Source organism: Streptomyces sp. TRD_SC_5, from assembly GCF_056836825.1.
The window spans coordinates 3,750,971-3,767,442 of the sequence record NZ_JBWZZS010000001.1 but is presented as its reverse complement, the minus strand read 5'-3'; the positions used below and the strand labels follow the sequence as shown (position 1 = coordinate 3,767,442).

15 protein-coding genes and 1 tRNA gene are annotated in these 16,472 nt (G+C 70.7%); 11 read left to right on the top strand and 5 right to left on the bottom strand.

Annotation, left to right across the window (positions count from 1 at the left end; translation table 11 throughout):
* Nucleotides 1–32 precede the first annotated feature (32 nt).
* Nucleotides 33–119, bottom strand: a tRNA-Ser gene (locus AC1P0E_RS17505).
* 44 nt (nucleotides 120–163) lie between these two features.
* Nucleotides 164–1,705 (bottom strand): S1C family serine protease, encoded by a 1,542-nt coding sequence (locus AC1P0E_RS17500; RefSeq protein WP_482743097.1) that lies wholly within the window; start codon nucleotides 1,703–1,705, stop codon nucleotides 164–166.
* 224 nt (nucleotides 1,706–1,929) lie between these two features.
* Between AC1P0E_RS17500 and AC1P0E_RS17495 the strand changes: the two genes are divergently transcribed.
* The 3 genes from AC1P0E_RS17495 (at nucleotide 1,930) to AC1P0E_RS17485 (ending at nucleotide 4,557) form a co-directional block, all read left to right on the top strand.
* Nucleotides 1,930–2,748 (top strand): glycerophosphodiester phosphodiesterase, encoded by an 819-nt coding sequence (locus tag AC1P0E_RS17495; RefSeq protein ID WP_482743096.1) that lies wholly within the window; start codon nucleotides 1,930–1,932, stop codon nucleotides 2,746–2,748.
* 95 nt (nucleotides 2,749–2,843) lie between these two features.
* On the top strand, nucleotides 2,844–3,401 hold the full coding sequence (locus AC1P0E_RS17490) for an ATP-binding protein (protein WP_482745793.1): 558 nt from the start codon (nucleotides 2,844–2,846) through the stop codon (nucleotides 3,399–3,401).
* Between the two features lie 181 nt (nucleotides 3,402–3,582).
* The gene (locus tag AC1P0E_RS17485) at nucleotides 3,583–4,557 is read left to right on the top strand and encodes a DUF5926 family protein (RefSeq protein WP_482743095.1); all 975 of its coding nucleotides are present in this window, start codon (nucleotides 3,583–3,585) and stop codon (nucleotides 4,555–4,557) included.
* 204 nt (nucleotides 4,558–4,761) lie between these two features.
* Here the strand turns inward: AC1P0E_RS17485 and AC1P0E_RS17480 are convergent, their stop codons facing one another.
* Both AC1P0E_RS17480 and AC1P0E_RS17475 read right to left on the bottom strand, forming a co-directional pair.
* Nucleotides 4,762–5,292 (bottom strand): hypothetical protein, encoded by a 531-nt coding sequence (locus tag AC1P0E_RS17480; protein WP_482743094.1) that lies wholly within the window; start codon nucleotides 5,290–5,292, stop codon nucleotides 4,762–4,764.
* Nucleotides 5,293–5,517: 225 nt separating this feature from the next.
* Complete coding sequence (locus AC1P0E_RS17475) at nucleotides 5,518–6,201, bottom strand: bifunctional DNA primase/polymerase (protein WP_482743093.1); 684 nt, start codon at nucleotides 6,199–6,201, stop codon at nucleotides 5,518–5,520.
* 456 nt (nucleotides 6,202–6,657) lie between these two features.
* On the opposite strand from AC1P0E_RS17475, the gene AC1P0E_RS17470 reads away from it, so the two are divergent.
* Both AC1P0E_RS17470 and AC1P0E_RS17465 read left to right on the top strand, forming a co-directional pair.
* Entirely contained in the window at nucleotides 6,658–8,160 is a 1,503-nt protein-coding gene (locus AC1P0E_RS17470) for a PP2C family protein-serine/threonine phosphatase (RefSeq protein ID WP_482745792.1), read from the top strand.
* Between the two features lie 103 nt (nucleotides 8,161–8,263).
* Nucleotides 8,264–9,718, top strand: coding sequence for an aminopeptidase P family protein (locus tag AC1P0E_RS17465; protein WP_482745791.1), 1,455 nt, complete (start codon nucleotides 8,264–8,266; stop codon nucleotides 9,716–9,718).
* Nucleotides 9,719–9,758: 40 nt separating this feature from the next.
* Here the strand turns inward: AC1P0E_RS17465 and AC1P0E_RS17460 are convergent, their stop codons facing one another.
* Nucleotides 9,759–10,217: an ATP-binding protein gene (locus tag AC1P0E_RS17460; RefSeq protein WP_482743092.1), complete on the bottom strand. Its 459-nt coding sequence runs from the start codon at nucleotides 10,215–10,217 to the stop codon at nucleotides 9,759–9,761.
* Between the two features lie 180 nt (nucleotides 10,218–10,397).
* Between AC1P0E_RS17460 and AC1P0E_RS17455 the strand changes: the two genes are divergently transcribed.
* From AC1P0E_RS17455 to efeB, 6 genes are all read left to right on the top strand, one after another.
* Complete coding sequence (locus AC1P0E_RS17455) at nucleotides 10,398–11,210, top strand: hypothetical protein (RefSeq protein WP_482743091.1); 813 nt, start codon at nucleotides 10,398–10,400, stop codon at nucleotides 11,208–11,210.
* Between the two features lie 112 nt (nucleotides 11,211–11,322).
* A complete protein-coding gene (locus AC1P0E_RS17450) occupies nucleotides 11,323–12,069 on the top strand; it encodes a YcnI family copper-binding membrane protein (RefSeq protein WP_482743090.1) in 747 nt (248 codons plus the stop codon).
* Nucleotides 12,070–12,108: 39 nt separating this feature from the next.
* Nucleotides 12,109–12,768, top strand: a complete 660-nt coding sequence (locus AC1P0E_RS17445; protein WP_482743089.1) for an SCO family protein — start codon at nucleotides 12,109–12,111, stop codon at nucleotides 12,766–12,768.
* Nucleotides 12,765–13,223 carry a copper chaperone PCu(A)C gene (locus tag AC1P0E_RS17440; protein WP_482743088.1) on the top strand — a complete coding sequence of 153 codons (459 nt, stop codon included), beginning with the start codon at nucleotides 12,765–12,767 and terminating at the stop codon, nucleotides 13,221–13,223. Before AC1P0E_RS17445 ends, AC1P0E_RS17440 begins: the two co-directional genes overlap by 4 nt.
* 14 nt (nucleotides 13,224–13,237) lie before the next feature.
* A complete protein-coding gene (locus AC1P0E_RS17435; RefSeq protein ID WP_482743087.1) occupies nucleotides 13,238–15,160 on the top strand; it encodes a copper resistance CopC/CopD family protein in 1,923 nt (640 codons plus the stop codon).
* Between the two features lie 20 nt (nucleotides 15,161–15,180).
* A complete protein-coding gene (gene efeB / locus AC1P0E_RS17430; protein ID WP_482745790.1) occupies nucleotides 15,181–16,443 on the top strand; it encodes an iron uptake transporter deferrochelatase/peroxidase subunit in 1,263 nt (420 codons plus the stop codon).
* The last annotated feature ends 29 nt before the right edge of the window (nucleotides 16,444–16,472 follow it).

Sequence of the window (16,472 nt, the reverse complement as noted above, 5' to 3'; positions counted from 1 at the left end):
ACCGGTTCAGCTGGTCGGGGGTCGTTCGTCTGCGGTGGGTGTGGGATTTGAACCCACGGTGACATCGCTGCCACGACGGTTTTCAAGACCGTTCCCTTAGGCCGCTCGGGCAACCCACCCTCGCGCCACCGGCCCGCGGTCGCGCGAGGGACAGCCTAGCCGGTCAGCTGTCGTCGCCCTTGCGCTGGCCCAGGGTGACTTCGGCCGTCGATGTCTTGCCGTCGCGCTCGTACGTCAGCGTGACCTCGTCGCCCGGCTCGTGGGTCCAGATCTCGCTGATCAGGGTCGGGCCGCTGTCGATGACCCTGTCGTCGAGCTTGGTGATGACATCGCCCGCCTTCAGACCGGCCTTGCCGGCCGGGCTGTCCGCCGGGACCGCCACCGTGCCGCCCGTGCCGCGGTCCGCGATGACCGCGCCGCCTTCGCTCTTGGGGTCCATGGAGACCGTGGCGCCGATCACCGGGTAGACCGGCTCGCCGGTCTTGATCAGCTGCTGGGCGACCGTCTTCGCCTGGTTGACCGGGATCGCGAAGCCCAGGCCGATGGAGCCCGCCTGGGACTGGCCGAAGCCGCCCGTGCCGGCCGACTGGATGGCCGAGTTGATGCCGATGACGGCGCCGCTCGCGTCCAGCAGCGGGCCGCCCGAGTTGCCCGGGTTGATCGATGCGTCGGTCTGCAGGGCGCTCATGTACGAGGCCTTGCTGTTCTGGCCGTCGCCCGAGGCCACGGGGCGGTTCTTGGCGCTGATGATGCCGGTGGTGACCGTGTTCGACAGGCCGAAGGGCGCGCCGATGGCGATCGTCGAGTCGCCGACGGCGACCTTGTCGGAGTCGCCCAGGGGCAGCGGGGCGAGGCCGGGAGGGGCGCTCTTCAGCTTCAGTACGGCTACGTCGTAGCCCTCCGCGCGGCCGACCACCTCGGCGTCGTACTTCTTGCCGTTGGAGAAGGTGACGGACAGTTCGCCGCCGTCCGCCGCCGACGCCACCACATGGTTGTTGGTGACGATGTGGCCTTCCTTGTCGTAGACGAAGCCCGTTCCCGTGCCGCCCTCGCCGTCGCCGCCCTGCGCCTCGATGGTGACGACACTCGGCAGCGCCTTGCCGGCGACCGCCGCGACGGTGCCGGCGTCGCGCTTGAAGTCCTTCGTGTTGCCGGACGCGGAGACGGTGGTGGAGTCGGTCGGGCTGTCGTTGCGCTCGGCGGCCCAGTACCCGATGCCCCCGCCGACACCGCCCGCGACGAGCGCGGCGGCCAGTACCCCGGCGACCAGACCGCCGGCGCGCTTCCTGCGGGCGGGAGGTACGGGCGCCATGGGCGCGCCCCACGCGGGGCCGCCGCCGCCGTCGCCGCTGCCACCGCCGCCGCCGTACGGGTACGACGGGGGAGGCGGCGGCCACCCGGCGCCGGTTCCGGCCGCCGTGGTTCCGGCCGCCGCCCCGGCCCCCCGGGGCGCCTGCTGGGGATGGGGCTGGGGCACCGGCATGTATCCCGGCTGCGGCTCGGGCGCGGGCCCCTGCGCGCCCTGCGTGGTGGGGTTGTGTACGGGCTGGGCCGGAGCGGGGTTGGCGGCGGGGGGCGGCGGCTCCTGGCCGGGGGCCGCCGGGTTCGTACCCGTGGAGTCGGAGGCGGGCCCGGGAGCGGCCACCGGCACGGGAGGTGCTGAAGGGGCGGCCGGAACCGCAGTGCCCTCGTTCTCGGTGCTCACAGCTCTCTTCTCCTCGGTCCCACGTCGGTCTCGGTCAACGCCAGCACTGTGCAAGTGTCCGCTGTCAGCTTTTCCCACCACACATCAGAGGACCGTAAGCGGTTCCTGTGCATCCCGGGAACATCCTTTACAACGGACAAAACAGCCGCATCTCCAGAAGGGCCGACCGGCCGTTCCCGGGACGCGCTTTTCCGCCTACCCCTCCACGGTGACACCATGACGCGGTGACTCACGCACGGCAGCACACCATCCAGGTCGTCGCTCACCGCGGCGCCTCCGAGGACGCCCCCGAGCACACCCTGGCGGCGTACACAAAGGCGATCGAGGACGGCGCCGACGCCCTCGAATGCGACGTACGGCTCACTGCGGACGGGCACCTCGTCTGCGTCCACGACCGCCGGGTGAACCGCACCTCCAACGGCCGCGGCGCCGTCTCCGCCCTCGAACTGGCCGACCTCGCCGCCCTCGACTTCGGCTCCTGGCGGGACAGCGAGGAGTCCCCCGACTGGGACCCGGCCCGGGGGCACAGCCCTGGCGAGTTCACGTCCGTACTGACGCTGGAGCGCCTCCTGGAGCTGGTCTCGGACGCCGGGCGCCGCGTCGAGCTGGCCATCGAGACCAAGCACCCCACCCGCTGGGCCGGCCAGGTCGAGGAGCGGCTGCTCCATCTGCTGAAGCGCTTCGGGCTGGACGCACCCGTCGCCGACGAGCCCTCTCCCGTACGCATCATGAGCTTCTCGGCGCGCTCGCTGCACCGGGTGGCGGCCGCCGCGCCCACCCTCCCGACCGTCTACCTGATGCAGTTCGTCTCGCCGCGCCTGCGCGACGGACGGCTCCCGGCCGGTGCGCACATCGCGGGCCCCGGCATCCGGATCGTCCGCAACCACCCCGGCTACATCGAGCGGCTGCACCGCGCGGGCCACCGGGTCCACGTATGGACGGTCAACGAACCGCGGGACGTCGACCTCTGCGTGGGCCTCGGGGTGGAGGCCATCATCACCAACCGCCCGAAGCAGGTCCTGGCCCAGCTGGGACGCCCGTAACCGCTGCCACAGGGAGTGCACCGGCGCGTTCGTTCCGTATTCGATCGGTACGAGTGCCTCACTGACCGGCGCTTGGCCGGTTTCCGGTCCAGGCCATTGGGGCATTCACTTCGTGGCGTGGGGCGAAGGAGGTCTCGGGGGTGGCGTTGGTGGTGGCACGGGAAGTGCCCACGTCGTCGAGCATGGCCGTGCCCCATGGCCCTGCCGGCGTGGGGGAAGCAAGACGCCGTTTGCGCGACGACCTGCGCGTCAACGGAGTGTCCGATTCGGTCATCGACGATGCCGTACTGATCCTGTCCGAACTGCTCAGCAACTCCTGCCGTCACGGCAGGCCGCTGGGTCAGGCGGAGGTCGGTGACGGTGACATCCGCGCCGCGTGGCGCGTCGACCCGGCAGGCAGGCTCACTGTCGAAGTGACGGACGGGGGCGGTCCGACCCGACCGGTTCCCGCCACGCCCTCGGTCACCGCGCGCGGCGGCCGCGGGCTCAACATCATTACGGCGCTGGCGCAGGACTGGGGCGTACGGGACAGCGCGACCGGCGAGGTCACGGTGTGGGTCAACGTCACCGAGGGGCGCCGGCGCGAGGACTTCGCTACGCGCGTCGCGGTTCCGGAGCTGGACTTCGCGGACCCGTTCGACGACCTCGACTGACCTTTGTCGGGGAGTTCGGTCCCGCCGGCTTCCGACGACGTCGGCCGACTCGTCGCGGTCCCGGCCGGTCCCGGCAAGGACCGGTCGGCCCCGGCCGGTCCTTGCCGGTCCTTGCCGGGACCCGCTCAGCGGCTAGGCTCGCGCCCGACACAGCACTGCCGTGAACGGGAGAAGCCAAGCCATGGCCAAGAAGCGCCCCCAGCCCGCAAGGGGAACCAAGCCGCAGGCCCAGGTGGCAGGCGGGGAGGTGCCGGTCGTCGGAGCCCGCGAGCCCTGCCCGTGCGGTTCCGGCCGTCGCTACAAGGCCTGCCACGGCCGCGCCGCCGCGCACGCCGTCACCGAACTGGTCCAGCGCCCCTTCGAGGGCCTGGCCGGCGAGAGCGACTGGGTCGCCCTGCGCGAGCTGGTGCCCGCCGCCACCGCGCCGCTGACGCTGAAGGACGGGCTGCCCGACGGCGTCCCCTCCGTCACCCTGGCGACCGTACTTCCGATGGCCTGGCCCGCCCTGCGCCGCGACGACGGTTCCGTCCTGCTCGGCCTGCAGAACGACACCCCCTCCGGCGACCTCAGCCGCGACCTCGCGGACACCCTGCGGCGCGCCCTGACCGCGAAGCCCGGCACGCCCGTCGCCGCCGAGCGCGCCCCCGCGGGCGGTCCGCGCCTCCAGGACCTGCTCGACGCGGATGCGCCCTTCGAGCCCGAGGTCCACTCCGGCTTCGAGTTCTGGGTTCCCGACGCGGAGAACGCGACGCCCGAGGTGAGCGCCTCCCTGGAGCGCGCCAACGCCGCCGCGATCCCCACCGTCCGGCTCACCGGTGCCGACGCCGCGTACTGGTGCGAGACGCCCGACAAGAACCACCTGCGCTGGGTCATGCCGTACGCGGAGGACCAGCTCCTCGACGCGCTCGCCCGGCTGCACGCCGCCGGTACGTCCTCGCTCGGCGAAGGCACCCGTCTCGTCGGTTCCTTCCGTGCGCACGGGCTGGTGGTTCCGGTCTGGGACCTGCCGAGCGAGACCCGTGCGGAGGACGTCGAGAAGCCCGCCGCGGAACTCGCCGAGCGGCTCGCGGTCGCCCTCGCTTCGGACGCTCCGCTGACCGCGGAGGAGCGCCGCGCGCGGGGCGGTCTCACCAACCGCCAGGTGACGCTCAGCTGACGGTGACAGTTTCTGTCGGATGATCGGTGACTCCGGTCACAACTCCCGTATCAGCAGGTAAATCCCTGTCTGAATAAGGGAGATCGAATTTGCCAACCGCAGATATCTTGTTACCGTTCTAAGTGCCCGGTCGCTGGTGCATCCCCCGTCGCCAGCGACCGGGTCTTTCTGTATCCCCGCCCCGCCACCTGTCGTATCGACCGGTCAACGGCGCGCGGCCACCGCAGAGTTGCTTCCGGAGCGCAGCAGCAACGGCCCGTCTCCCGTCGCGGCGAACTCCGACACCGCCGAATATTCACCGGCTTTCCCACGCGTAGGCTCACGCGGTGTTTCGCACACCCCGGGTTCGTCCCCGGCGCTCACCGCGCAATGCATCTGAACGGTCCGGTCGGCGGGTCCCATCAGTGTGAGTACGGATCTCAGTTCCGCACCCGTCGCATTGCGGTAGTACGTACGCGCCCAGGTACTGCCGCCCTCGGTCAGCACGCAGGTCTGCCCCTCGATGCCTTCCGGGGAGCTGAGTTCGGGACCGCACTGCGCGGACGCGCCCCGCGAAGCAGCGGGCGAAGAGGCGGGCGCAGAGGCAGGCGCAGAGATGTTCCCGGGAACGGTCGCAGGAGCCCCCTTGGCGTCGTCGGGTACGGGCGCGGGTACAGGCGCGGGCTCGGGTTCCGCGGACGCGCCGGCCAGCGGCAGCAGGACGGTGAACACCACTACGGCCGCGAGCCCGGTCATGCGGAGATTCAAGGCGGGTCCCACCTGTCGACTGCCCGGAAATTCTGACGGTGGGCCGAAGATATCGACGGATGACCGGCGGCACGGGAGCCGCGCGCCCGATTGCCCGGAAGACCGGCCCGCTCACACCCGTACGAGTGAGGCGGGGGGCCTGCGCCGACGCGAAGAGGGGCCCGCGCCGGCGTAGAACCGCCGGCGAGGGCCCCTCGCCTCACAGAAACGCGCTCAGTACGCGAGCCGGCTGCCGCCGTCCGGTGCACCGTTGCTCGCCGCGACCAGCGCGTCCACGACCGCCTCCACATCCGGCAGCCAGGGCGCCGCCGAACCGGCCATGGGTGCCCTCTCCCAGCGCACCTGCCCGGCCCCCGTCTCCGAGGGCGGCAGCACCAGATAGCCGCCCTCCCCGTGGAACCGCAGCGAGCTGGGCACCCAGTCCTTGGCGTACAGCAGCTCACCGAGCCGCTCCAGGGAGTACGGGGCGACCAGCAGCGACCAGCGGGTGGGAGTCGCGACGACCGGGCCCAGGCGCATTCCCATGCCGTCGAGCGCCGTCAGCGCCACGGCGCCGGCGACCGCCGGCAGGCTGATCGCGCACGGAGCGGCGCCGCCGGTGGCCAGCATGATGGGCGCCACCGGACGGTTGGTCCACCACCAGCGGATCATGCGTTCGTCGGTGGTGGCCGCCAGGATGCCCGGGTCGAAGGGGTGCGCGCCGGGAACCACGCAATCGGGATCAGGACAGGCGCAGGCCTGCCCCGGGCCGCCGCGGGCACCCGGTGGGCTCAGCCCCACTCCGGGAAGCACGGGCCACTGCCAGGCGGTGGCGCAGGTCAGCGCCGCGCCGAGTTGGGCAGGCCCCTCACTTCGCCGGAACCGGAGCCTGCGTCGCCTTCCGAGGATCTCGCGCATGAGCGCTCGTTCCTTTCCGTTGAACGCCGAGGTCCATATCACACCATGTGTGCATATCTTCACTGAGCGTGCACGTCACGTACTGGATGCGTACTGGTGGTGCGTCGCCGCATTTTTCAGCCTGCGGCACGGGCAGCCCGTCGGGGCCGGGCGTGAAACGTAGCGAAGGGTGGCGCACACATGGCGCTGAACTGATCCGTAGGAGATCAGCAGTGGATCCGTAGTTGCTGTCCCGCTACTCGGGGATGGGACGCGGCCCACGGCGATTAAGACGCCCAGGCCCGCCGCCAGGTTCCGGGGCGGTCCCAACTGCCCCTGGCCATCACCGATTAGGTACCCATCACGGTTGATATGACGCGCTGTCGAACGCCCTCAGTCGATCGCAAATTATTGCCGCGTGTGGCATTTTTAGGCCAACTTGGCTATCCCACAGACACCAAGAGTCCCACGATGACAATGCTGGACATCCCCTTACTTGTGCGTGTACATGTGGATGCATTGATAGCGGCGCAGAATGACATGGGGGTTTGCGATGCTATTGAGCAAAACGCACCAGCTGGAAAGCCCGCGATCATGAGCGCCCCGCACGTGCCGAAAGTGGCTGGAATCGATCCAGTGGTTCCGCCGCCCGCGCACACTGTCGCGCCTCATCCGTCGACCCCTGCCCCACCCGCCGCCGCCGGCGCGGTGCTTCAGGACCGGCTCGCAGGCTGGGTCTCCGACCTCACCACCCTCCACGAACTCACCGAACGCCTGGTCCGCACCCGTTTGCTCGACGGCGCACTGCACGAAGTGCTCCGCGCCGGAGCCGCTCTCGTGGGCGCCCGCCGCGGCCTCGTCGTCCTCGAACCGGCCGACGGCCTCGGCCCCTCCACGACCGTCGGACTCGGCCTCGCCCACGCCGACCTCGGCCACATCGAGACCGTGCCGCGCAGTTCCACGTCGTACGGGCGACTCCTCGACGGGCTCCCCGGAGCCCCCCGCCCCACCGAGATCGCCCACCCCGACCTCCTCGGCGAGGCGGAACTCGACCCGCGCCACCGCGAAGTCGCAGCCCGCCTCGGATACGCCGCCAGCTACGCCCTGCCCCTGACCACCGAAACATCCGGGCGGCTCGGCGCCGCCGTCTGGCTGTACGACGAACCGGCCGAACCCGGCGAACGCCAGCGCCACCTCGCGGGCCTCTACGCGCGCTACGCCGCCGAACACCTGGCCCGGCTCCTGGAACTGGACCACGCCCGCGCACAAGTGGCCACCGTCGCCGAGGAACTGCTGCCCAGCAGACTGCCCCGCGTCGCCGGCGTACAGCTCGCCGCCCGCCACCGCGCAGGACCCCACGGCGGCGGCGACTGGTACGACGCGCTTCCGCTCCCCGAGGGCGCTCTCGGGCTCGCCGTCGGATCGGTCTCCGGATCGGGGCCCAGTGCGCTCGCCGCGATGGGCCGGCTGCGGGCCAGCCTCCGGGCGTACGCCGTCATGGAGGGCGAGGACCCCGTCGCCGTACTCTCCGACCTCGAACTGCTCCTGCGGCTCACCGAACCCGCCAGGTCGGCCACCGCCCTCTTCGCGTACTGCGAACCGGCCCGGCGCAAGATCGTGCTGGCCGGCGCCGGACACAGCCCCCCGCTGATCGTCGGCGACCGGCGTACCGAATACGTCGAGACCTCGCTCTCCGCACCCCTGGGCATGCTCGCCTGCTGGGAAGCTCCGAGCGTGGAACTGACGCCCGCACCCGGCGAAACGGTGCTCCTCTACACGGACGGGCTGCTCCAGCGCACCGGCGACCCCATGGACCGGGCCTTCGCACGGCTGCACGCGGCCGCCGCGAGCGTGCCCAGAGCCGTCCGGAACGACCCCGAAGCGATCGCCGACCACGTACTGCGCACCCTGCTGCCGGGCGGCACCGACACGGCGGACTCGGCGGACGACATCGTGCTGCTCGCCGCGCGGTTCGACTGATTCCTCACAGTTGTCCACAAGGCCCTGGGCCGTCCTTCCGTCGCACATACGATGGAGGGCGGTCCAGTGTCGTATCGAGGAGACAGTCGTGTCCGAAGAGCTCATGCCGGAGACCCCGGAAGAGACCGAAGAGCCGATCAAGCAGCGGAAGAACGGCCTGTACCCGGGCGTCTCCGACGAGCTCGCCGAGAACATGAAGTCCGGCTGGGCCGACACCGAACTGCACGGCCTCGAGCCGATCGCACAGGCAGCGCACACCGCCGACCGCCGCGCCGCCCTCAGTGCCCGCTTCCCCGGCGAGCGCCTCGTGATCCCCGCGGGCAACCTCAAGACCCGCTCCAACGACACCGAGTACGCCTTCCGCGCCTCCACCGAATACGCCTACCTCACCGGCGACCAGACGCAGGACGGCGTCCTCGTACTGGAACCGCGTCCACAAGCCGACGGCGGCCACGACGCGACGGTCTACCTGCTGCCCCGCTCCGACCGCGAGAACGGCGAATTCTGGCTCGACGGCCAGGGCGAACTGTGGGTCGGCCGCCGCCACTCCCTCACCGAGGCCGAGCAGCTCCTCGGCATCCCCGCCAAGGACGTCCGCGAGCTCGCCGCCGCCCTGAAGGCAGCCACCGGACCCGTCCGGGCCGTCCGTGGACACGACGCCGCCATCGAAGCCGCGCTCTCCGACAAGGTCACCGCCGAACGCGACGAGGAACTGCGCGTCCACCTCTCCGAGGCCCGCGCCGTGAAGGACGCCTTCGAGATCGGCGAGCTCCAGAAGGCCGTCGACTCGACCGTCCGCGGCTTCGAGGACGTCGTCAAGATCCTCGACAAGGCCGAGGCGACCAGCGAGCGCTACATAGAAGGCACCTTCTTCCTGCGCGCCCGCGTCGAGGGCAACGACATCGGCTACGGCTCCATCTGCGCCGCCGGACCGCACGCCACCACCCTCCACTGGGTGCGCAACGACGGCGACGTACGCTCCGGCGACCTGCTGCTGCTCGACGCCGGCGTGGAGACCCACACCCTCTACACCGCCGACATCACCCGCACCCTGCCGATCAACGGCGCCTTCACCGACCTGCAGCGCAAGATCTACGACGCGGTGTACGAAGCCCAGGAAGCCGGTATCGCCGCCGTCAGGCCCGGCGCGAAGTACCACGACTTCCACGACGCCTCGCAGCGCGTACTCGCCGAGAAGCTCGTCGAGTGGGGCCTCGTCGAAGGCCCCGTCGAGAAGGTCCTGGAGCTCGGCCTCCAGCGCCGCTGGACCCTGCACGGCACCGGTCACATGCTCGGCATGGACGTACACGACTGCGCCGCCGCCCGCCGCGAGGCGTACGCCGACGGAACGCTGGAGCCGGGCATGTGCCTGACCGTCGAGCCCGGCCTGTACTTCCAGACCGACGACCTGACCGTGCCCGAGGAGTACCGCGGCATCGGCGTCCGCATCGAGGACGACATCCTCGTCACCGAAGACGGCAACCGGAACCTGTCGGCCGCACTGCCGCGCCGCTCCGACGAGGTCGAAGCCTGGATGGCACAGGTCAAGCAGGGCTGACGCACAGATCCGGCCAGTCAGGGCGCGCCGCTCAAGGACCTCAGGACACCTTGAGCAGCGCGCCCTCGCGCCATTTCAGGACCTTGTCGAAACTGACCACGGCGCCACGCCCCGGCCGGTTCCGGAAATGGACATGGTCGGCGAGCTGCTCGATCAGACACAGACCTCTGCCGTTCTCCGCCGAGGCCAGTGCGGGACGTACGGCGGCGCGATGCCCCCGCCGCGAAGGGGGAAAGCCCGGCCCGGAGTCGGCGACCTCGATACGGCATTTCTCGCCGTCCAGATAAGCGGTCACGCGATATTCCGCGCAGGGTGTTCCGGAATGCTCGTCCCCACCGTGCTCGACCGCGTTCGCACAGGCTTCGCTGAGCGCGACCGACAGGTCGTAGGAGATGTCCGGATCCACCCCCGCCGTCTCCATGGTGCCGAGCAGAAGGCGACGGGCGAGCGGGACGCTCGCGGCTTCGCGCCGCAAGTGGAGAGACCACCAGATGCTCATGCTCCAGCCTCCTGGCTGCGGCTCGACATACGGATACGTATTGCCGCAAGCAACCCTTCATAAGCGTGGAGTCAACGTGATTGCCCTCATTCGGCCGATGCGCGCACTCCTTGTGCCGGTGTATACGCTCCCGGACCTGCCGTGGGAAAGCCGTGGACGCAGTGCGATGATGTCGAGGCCATGTCTACGTCCGACGCACGCGCCGCAGCCCGTCTGCGGCTGCTCAGGACCGCGGTGTTCACCGCGGTCTGTGTCGTGCTGGCCGCGACCGGACACGTCATGGCGTCCTGCGCCACCGTTCCCTGGTGGACGCTTGCACTCGGCGCCGCCGCCGTATTCGGCCTGGTCGCACCGTTCGCCGGGCGCGCACGCACCATGCCCGCCATCGCCGCCGCACTGACCGGCGGACAGCTCGCCCTGCACACCCTCTTCGGGTTCGGCCAGCACAGCCCGGCGCTGGAGAGCGCCGCCACCGACACCTCGCTGCGCGCCTTCGCCGCCAAGCTCGTGTGCGGCGCCGGCGCACTGCCGCTCAGCACCGCCGAAGCGCGCCGCGTCATCACCGAAGCGGGCATCGACCCCACCTCCGTACACACGGCGCAGCAGCACCTCGCGCACGCCGCACAAGCGGCGCACCACACGGGCGCCACCGAACCGGCCGCCGGGCTGCTGCCCACCCTCCCCATGCTGCTCGGCCACCTGCTCGCCGCCGTCGCCACCGGATGGCTCCTGCGCCACGGGGACCTCGCACTGTCCCGGCTCATCCTGCTGTCGGCCCACGACGTCGCCGACGGCGCACTCGTACGGTCGCTGCGCGCAGCCCTGGCACTCGTACGGTCGCTGAACGCCGGGCCGCTCACCGCAACGCCCGCACGCCGGCCGCGCACCCCCAGCACTCCCTTCATCACGCCCCTGCGGCCCGCCGGGGAAGCCCTCCAGCACACGGTGATCAGGCGCGGACCGCCCACGGCGGCGCTCGTACTCGCAGCCTGACGCGGCGCACTTCCCCGGCGTACCACACGCAACACCACGGGAACGGCGCCGCGACGCCGGCGCGCACCCGCGCACCGGAGCGTCATTCACCTCTGCCGTGGAGTGTTCCCAGATGAACGTCACCCGTATGTCCGCCGTCTCTCTCGCCGGTGCCACCGCCGCTTCCACCGTCCTGCTGTTCGCGGGAACGGCCTTCGCGCACGTCGGCGTGCAGCCCGTCGGACCCGCCGAAAAGGGCGGCTACGCCACCGTCAACATCAAGGTGCCCAACGAGCGGGACAACGCCTCCACCGTCAAGCTCGAAATTTCCTTCCCCACCGACCACCCGCTGTCGTCCGTAATGCCGCAGCCCGTGCCCGGCTGGAAGACCGAGGTCACCAAGACCAAGCTCGACAAGCCGCTCAAGGTCCACGGCAAGGAGATCAACGAAGCCGTCTCCAAGGTCACCTGGACCGGCGGCAAGATCGGACCCGGCCAGTTCCAGCAGTTCCCGCTCTCCCTCGGCCAGCTCCCCGAGGACGCCGACCAGCTCGTCGTCAAGGCCGTCCAGACGTACGACAACGAGGAAGTCGTCCGCTGGATCGAGGAGCCCAAGGAGGGCGAGGAGGAGCCGCAGTCGCCCGCGCCCGTACTCAAGCTGTCCGAGCCCGCCGGGGACGACCACCACGGCGCCGGCGCCAAGGAAACGGACGACGCCAAGGCCGACGCCGACAACGCCGCCCACAAGAGCGGGACGGCGGCCGCCGGCGACACCACGAGCAGCGACACGACCGCCCGCATCCTCGCCGTCGTCGGCATCATCGTGGGTGTCGCGGGTGTGGCCTTCGGCGTTCTCGCCGGCCGCCGCCGCACGTCCTGACGCCTCATCCCCCACACCGAAACACCGGGAACTACCTCCATGCGCAAGAAGAACGCGCTGGCCGTGGCGCTCGTCGCCACGGCCGCGCTCACCCTGTCCGCGTGCGGCGGCGACCAGGCCGACAACGGCTCCAAGCCCGTCACCGACGTCTCCGCCGACACGAACGAAAAGGCCGCGACCGTACTCGACCGGCCCTTCAAGAAGCCGGACCTCGTCCTCACCGACACCCACGGCAAGAAGTACGACCTGCGCGAGCAGACCAAGGGCAAGCCGACACTCATCTACTACGGCTACACCAACTGCCCCGACGTCTGCCCGCTCACGATGAGCAACATCGCCATCGCGTACAAGAAGCTCCCCCGGGCCGACCGCGACAAGCTCCAGGTCGTCTTCGTCACCACCGACCCCGAACGGGACACCCCCCAGGCCCTCGGCAAGTGGCTCAAGGGCGCCGGCGACCCCGCCTTCACCGGACTCACCGGCGACTTCCCCACCATCCAGGCCGGGGCCCGCCAAATGGGCATCGGCATCGACCCGCCCAAGAAGGAGAAGGACGGCACGGTCGTCTCCATGCACGGCGCACAGGTCATCGCGTTCTCCCCGAAGACCGACGCCGGGTACGTCCTCTACAGCGAGGACACCACCGCCGACGACTACATCAAGGACCTCCCCAAGCTCATCAAGGGAGAGAACCCGTGAGCCGCCGCCGCACCACCCTCGCGACGGCCGCGGCCCTGGCCGCCGGCCTCGCGCTGGCGGGCTGCTCCTCCCCGGGCGACGACAAGCCCGAACTGAAGATCAGCGGGGCCTTCATGCCGGAACCCGTCATGGACGACATGGCCGCCGGCTTCCTCACCGTCAAGAACGACAGCGACACCGCCGACAAGCTCACCTCCGTCACCAGTGACATCGCGGGCGAGGTCCAGATCCACGAGACCAAGAACCAGAAGATGCGAGAAGTCACGTCCTTCGACATCCCCGCGGACGGCGAACTGGATCTGGAGCGCGGCGGGAACCACATGATGTTCCTGAAGCTCAAGAAAAAACCCCAGCAGGGCGAGACGGTGACCGTGGAGCTGCACTTCGAGAAGGCCGGCCCCATCAAGGCCGAACTTCCCGTCAAGGAGCCCACCCACAACCCCAAGAAGCAGTGAGGGACTGACACACCATGCCGGTAACCGCCCCGCGCTTCGGAGCAGCCGCAGTGATCAGGCTGCTGCTCATCACCACGGCACTCCTCGGCACACTGCTCGCAGGAGCCGCCCCCGCGTCCGCGCACGCCGCGCTCACGGGAAGCGACCCGAAGGACGGGGCGGTCGTCGCCACCGCGCCCAAGCACATCACCCTCACGTTCTCCGAAAAGATCGCTCTCGGGAACGACTCGATCCGCGTACTGGAACCGAGCGGGAAACGCTCCGACACCGGTGAAGTACGCGACATGAGCAGAGGCACCGTCGTCCAGTACGGCGTCGCCCTCAACCCAGGACTCCCCGACGGCACCTACACCGTCGCCTGGCAGGCCGTCTCCGCCGACAGCCACCCCATCTCCGGCGCCTTCACCTTCTCCATCGGCGCCCCCTCCAAGACCACCGTCGCCCTGCCCGAACAGACCGCGGGCGGCGGCCTCGTCGGCGCGCTCTACGGCATCGCCCGCTACACCGCGTACGCCGGCTTCATCCTGCTCGTCGGCGGCGGCGCCTTCGTACTGGCCTGCTGGCAGCGCGGCGCCGGCGAACGGCCCGTACAGCGCCTCGTCGTACAGGGCTGGATCACCCTCACCGCTTCCACGCTCGTGATGCTGCTGCTGCGCGCCCCCTACACCGGGTCCGGAAAGCTCGCGGACGCCTTCGACCTCAGCGGGCTCAAAGCCGTACTGGAAACCAAGACCGGCGCATCGCTCGTCTCCCGGCTGCTGCTGCTCGGCGCGGCCGCGCTCTTCGTCGCCGTGCTGTTCGGGGCGTACGCCAAGAGGGAAACACCCCTCGACGACAAGCAACTGAGCGAGAAGAAGGACCTCACCTTCGGGCTCGCCCTCGGCGGCGGAGTCCTGGCCGCCGGAATCGCGGCCACCTGGGCACTCTCCGAGCACGCGTCGACCGGACTCCAGCCCGGCATCGCGATGCCCGTCGACGTACTGCACCTGCTGGCCGTCGCCACCTGGCTGGGCGGCCTCGCCGCACTGCTCGTCGCGCTCTACCGGGTGCCGGGCATCGAACGCGGCGCCGTACGGAACTTCTCCCGCCTGGCCTTCGCGAGCGTCGCCGTGCTGGCCGCGACCGGGATCTACCAGTCCTGGCGGCAGGTCGGCTCCTGGTCGGCACTGACCGGGACGGCGTACGGGCAGCTGCTGCTCGTCAAGATCGGGCTGGTCACCGTCCTCGTCGGCATCGCGTGGATATCGCGACGCTGGACGGGACGGCTGGCGGAGACGGCGGCCACCGAGGCCGAGGAAGCCGACGCCGCCGCACCCGGCGAGGAGACGGCCGAGGAACCCGAGCCCGTCACCGTGCCCGACGACCCGAAGCGGGCCGCCCAGCTCGCCCGGCAGAAGGCCGCCATGGCCACCGCGCGCGTCAAGCGGGTACGGGACGCCGACCCCGGGCGCCGGGGGCTGCGACGCTCCGTACTGACGGAAGCCGCGGTCGCCGTGGTGCTGCTGGCCGTGACGACCGTACTGACGAGCACCGAGCCCGGCCGCACCGAGGAGAAGGAAGCCGGGAGAGGCGACACCGCGGCCGCCTCCACCGCCGGCCCGGTCGACGTCCGTATCCCCTTCGACACCGGCGGCGAGGACGGCAAGGGCACCGCCAGGGTCGAACTCGACCCCGGGCGCTCCGGCAGCAACGCCCTGCACGTATGGCTTGAGCGGCCCAACGGGCGCGCCATGGACGCACCCGAGGTGAAGGTCGCCTTCACCCACAACGCCAAGGAGATCGGGCCGCTGCCCGCCGCCCCCGACCGCATCGCCACCGGACACTGGAGTGCGAACGGGGTGCAGATCCCCATGCCCGGGACGTGGGAGATGGAAGTGACCGTACGCACGTCCGACATCGACCAAGTGACCGTCAAGAAGAACGTGAAGATCGGCTGACCGGCGTGAGCGACAACGACATGCGCGAGAACGACGTCTCCAGGAGGCGGCTGCTCGGCACCGCCGGCGCGGCCGGCGCCGCGGGCCTCGTACTCGGCGCCACCGGCGGCGCCACCGTCTATGCCTCCGCCGGCTCCGACGCCTCCACCGACGCCTCGACGGACGCGAAGACACTCACGTCCGTCGGCTCGACCGCCGTCCCCTTCCACGGCAAGCACCAGGCCGGCATCACCACACCCCTCCAGGCCCGCGGCCACCTCGTCGCCTTCGACCTCGCCCCCGGCGCCGGCCGCAAGGAAGCGGCGGCCCTGCTGCGACGCTGGTCGGCGGCGGCCCGCCGGATGACGGCCGGCGAACCCCTCGGCGACGCCGACACCGGGGTGGCACTCGACGCCGGACCCTCCTCGCTCACCGTCACCTTCGGCCTCGGCCGCACCTTCTTCGGCCGTACGGGACTGAGCAAACAGCGCCCCATCGCGCTCGACCCGCTGCCCGACTTCTCCTCCGACCACCTCGACGCACGGCGCAGCAACGGCGACCTGTGGGTACAGATCGGCGCCGACGACGCACTGGTCGCCTTTCACGCCCTGCGCGTGATCCAGAGAGAGGCCGGGGAAGCCGCCAGGGTGCGGTGGCAGATGAACGGTTTCAACCGTTCCCCGGGGGCGACCGCGCAGCCCATGACGGCCCGCAACCTGATGGGACAGATCGACGGTACGGGCAACCCCAAGCCGTCCGAGGCCGACTTCGACCGGCGGATCTTCGTACCGGCGGACGGCGGAGCAGAAGGGCCCGGGTGGATGGCGGGCGGCTCGTACGCCGTCGTACGCCGCATCCGGATGCTCCTCGACGACTGGGAGAAGCTGGCGCGCGGGGATCAGGAAAAGGTCATCGGGCGCAAGAAGAGCGACGGGGCGCCGCTGACGGGCGGCAAGGAGAGCACCGAACTCGACCTCGACAAGACCGGCCCCGACGGCAAGCTGGTCATTCCGTCCAACGCCCACGCCCGTATCTCCGCGCCCGAGCAGAACGGCGGCGCGGCGATGCTGCGACGGCCGTTCTCGTACCACGACGGCATCGCCGCCGACGGGACACCGGACGCGGGACTGCTCTTCATCTGCTGGCAGGCGGACCCACTGCGCGGCTTCGTGCCGGTGCAGCGCAAGCTCGACCGGGGCGACGCGCTCTCCCCGTTCGTCCGGCACGAGGCGAGCGGTCTGTTCGCGGTGCCGGGCGGGGCGCGGGACGGGGAGTACGTGGGACAGCGGCTGCTGGAGTCCTGAGGCCGGTCGTCCGTCCCGTACGGCCCTCC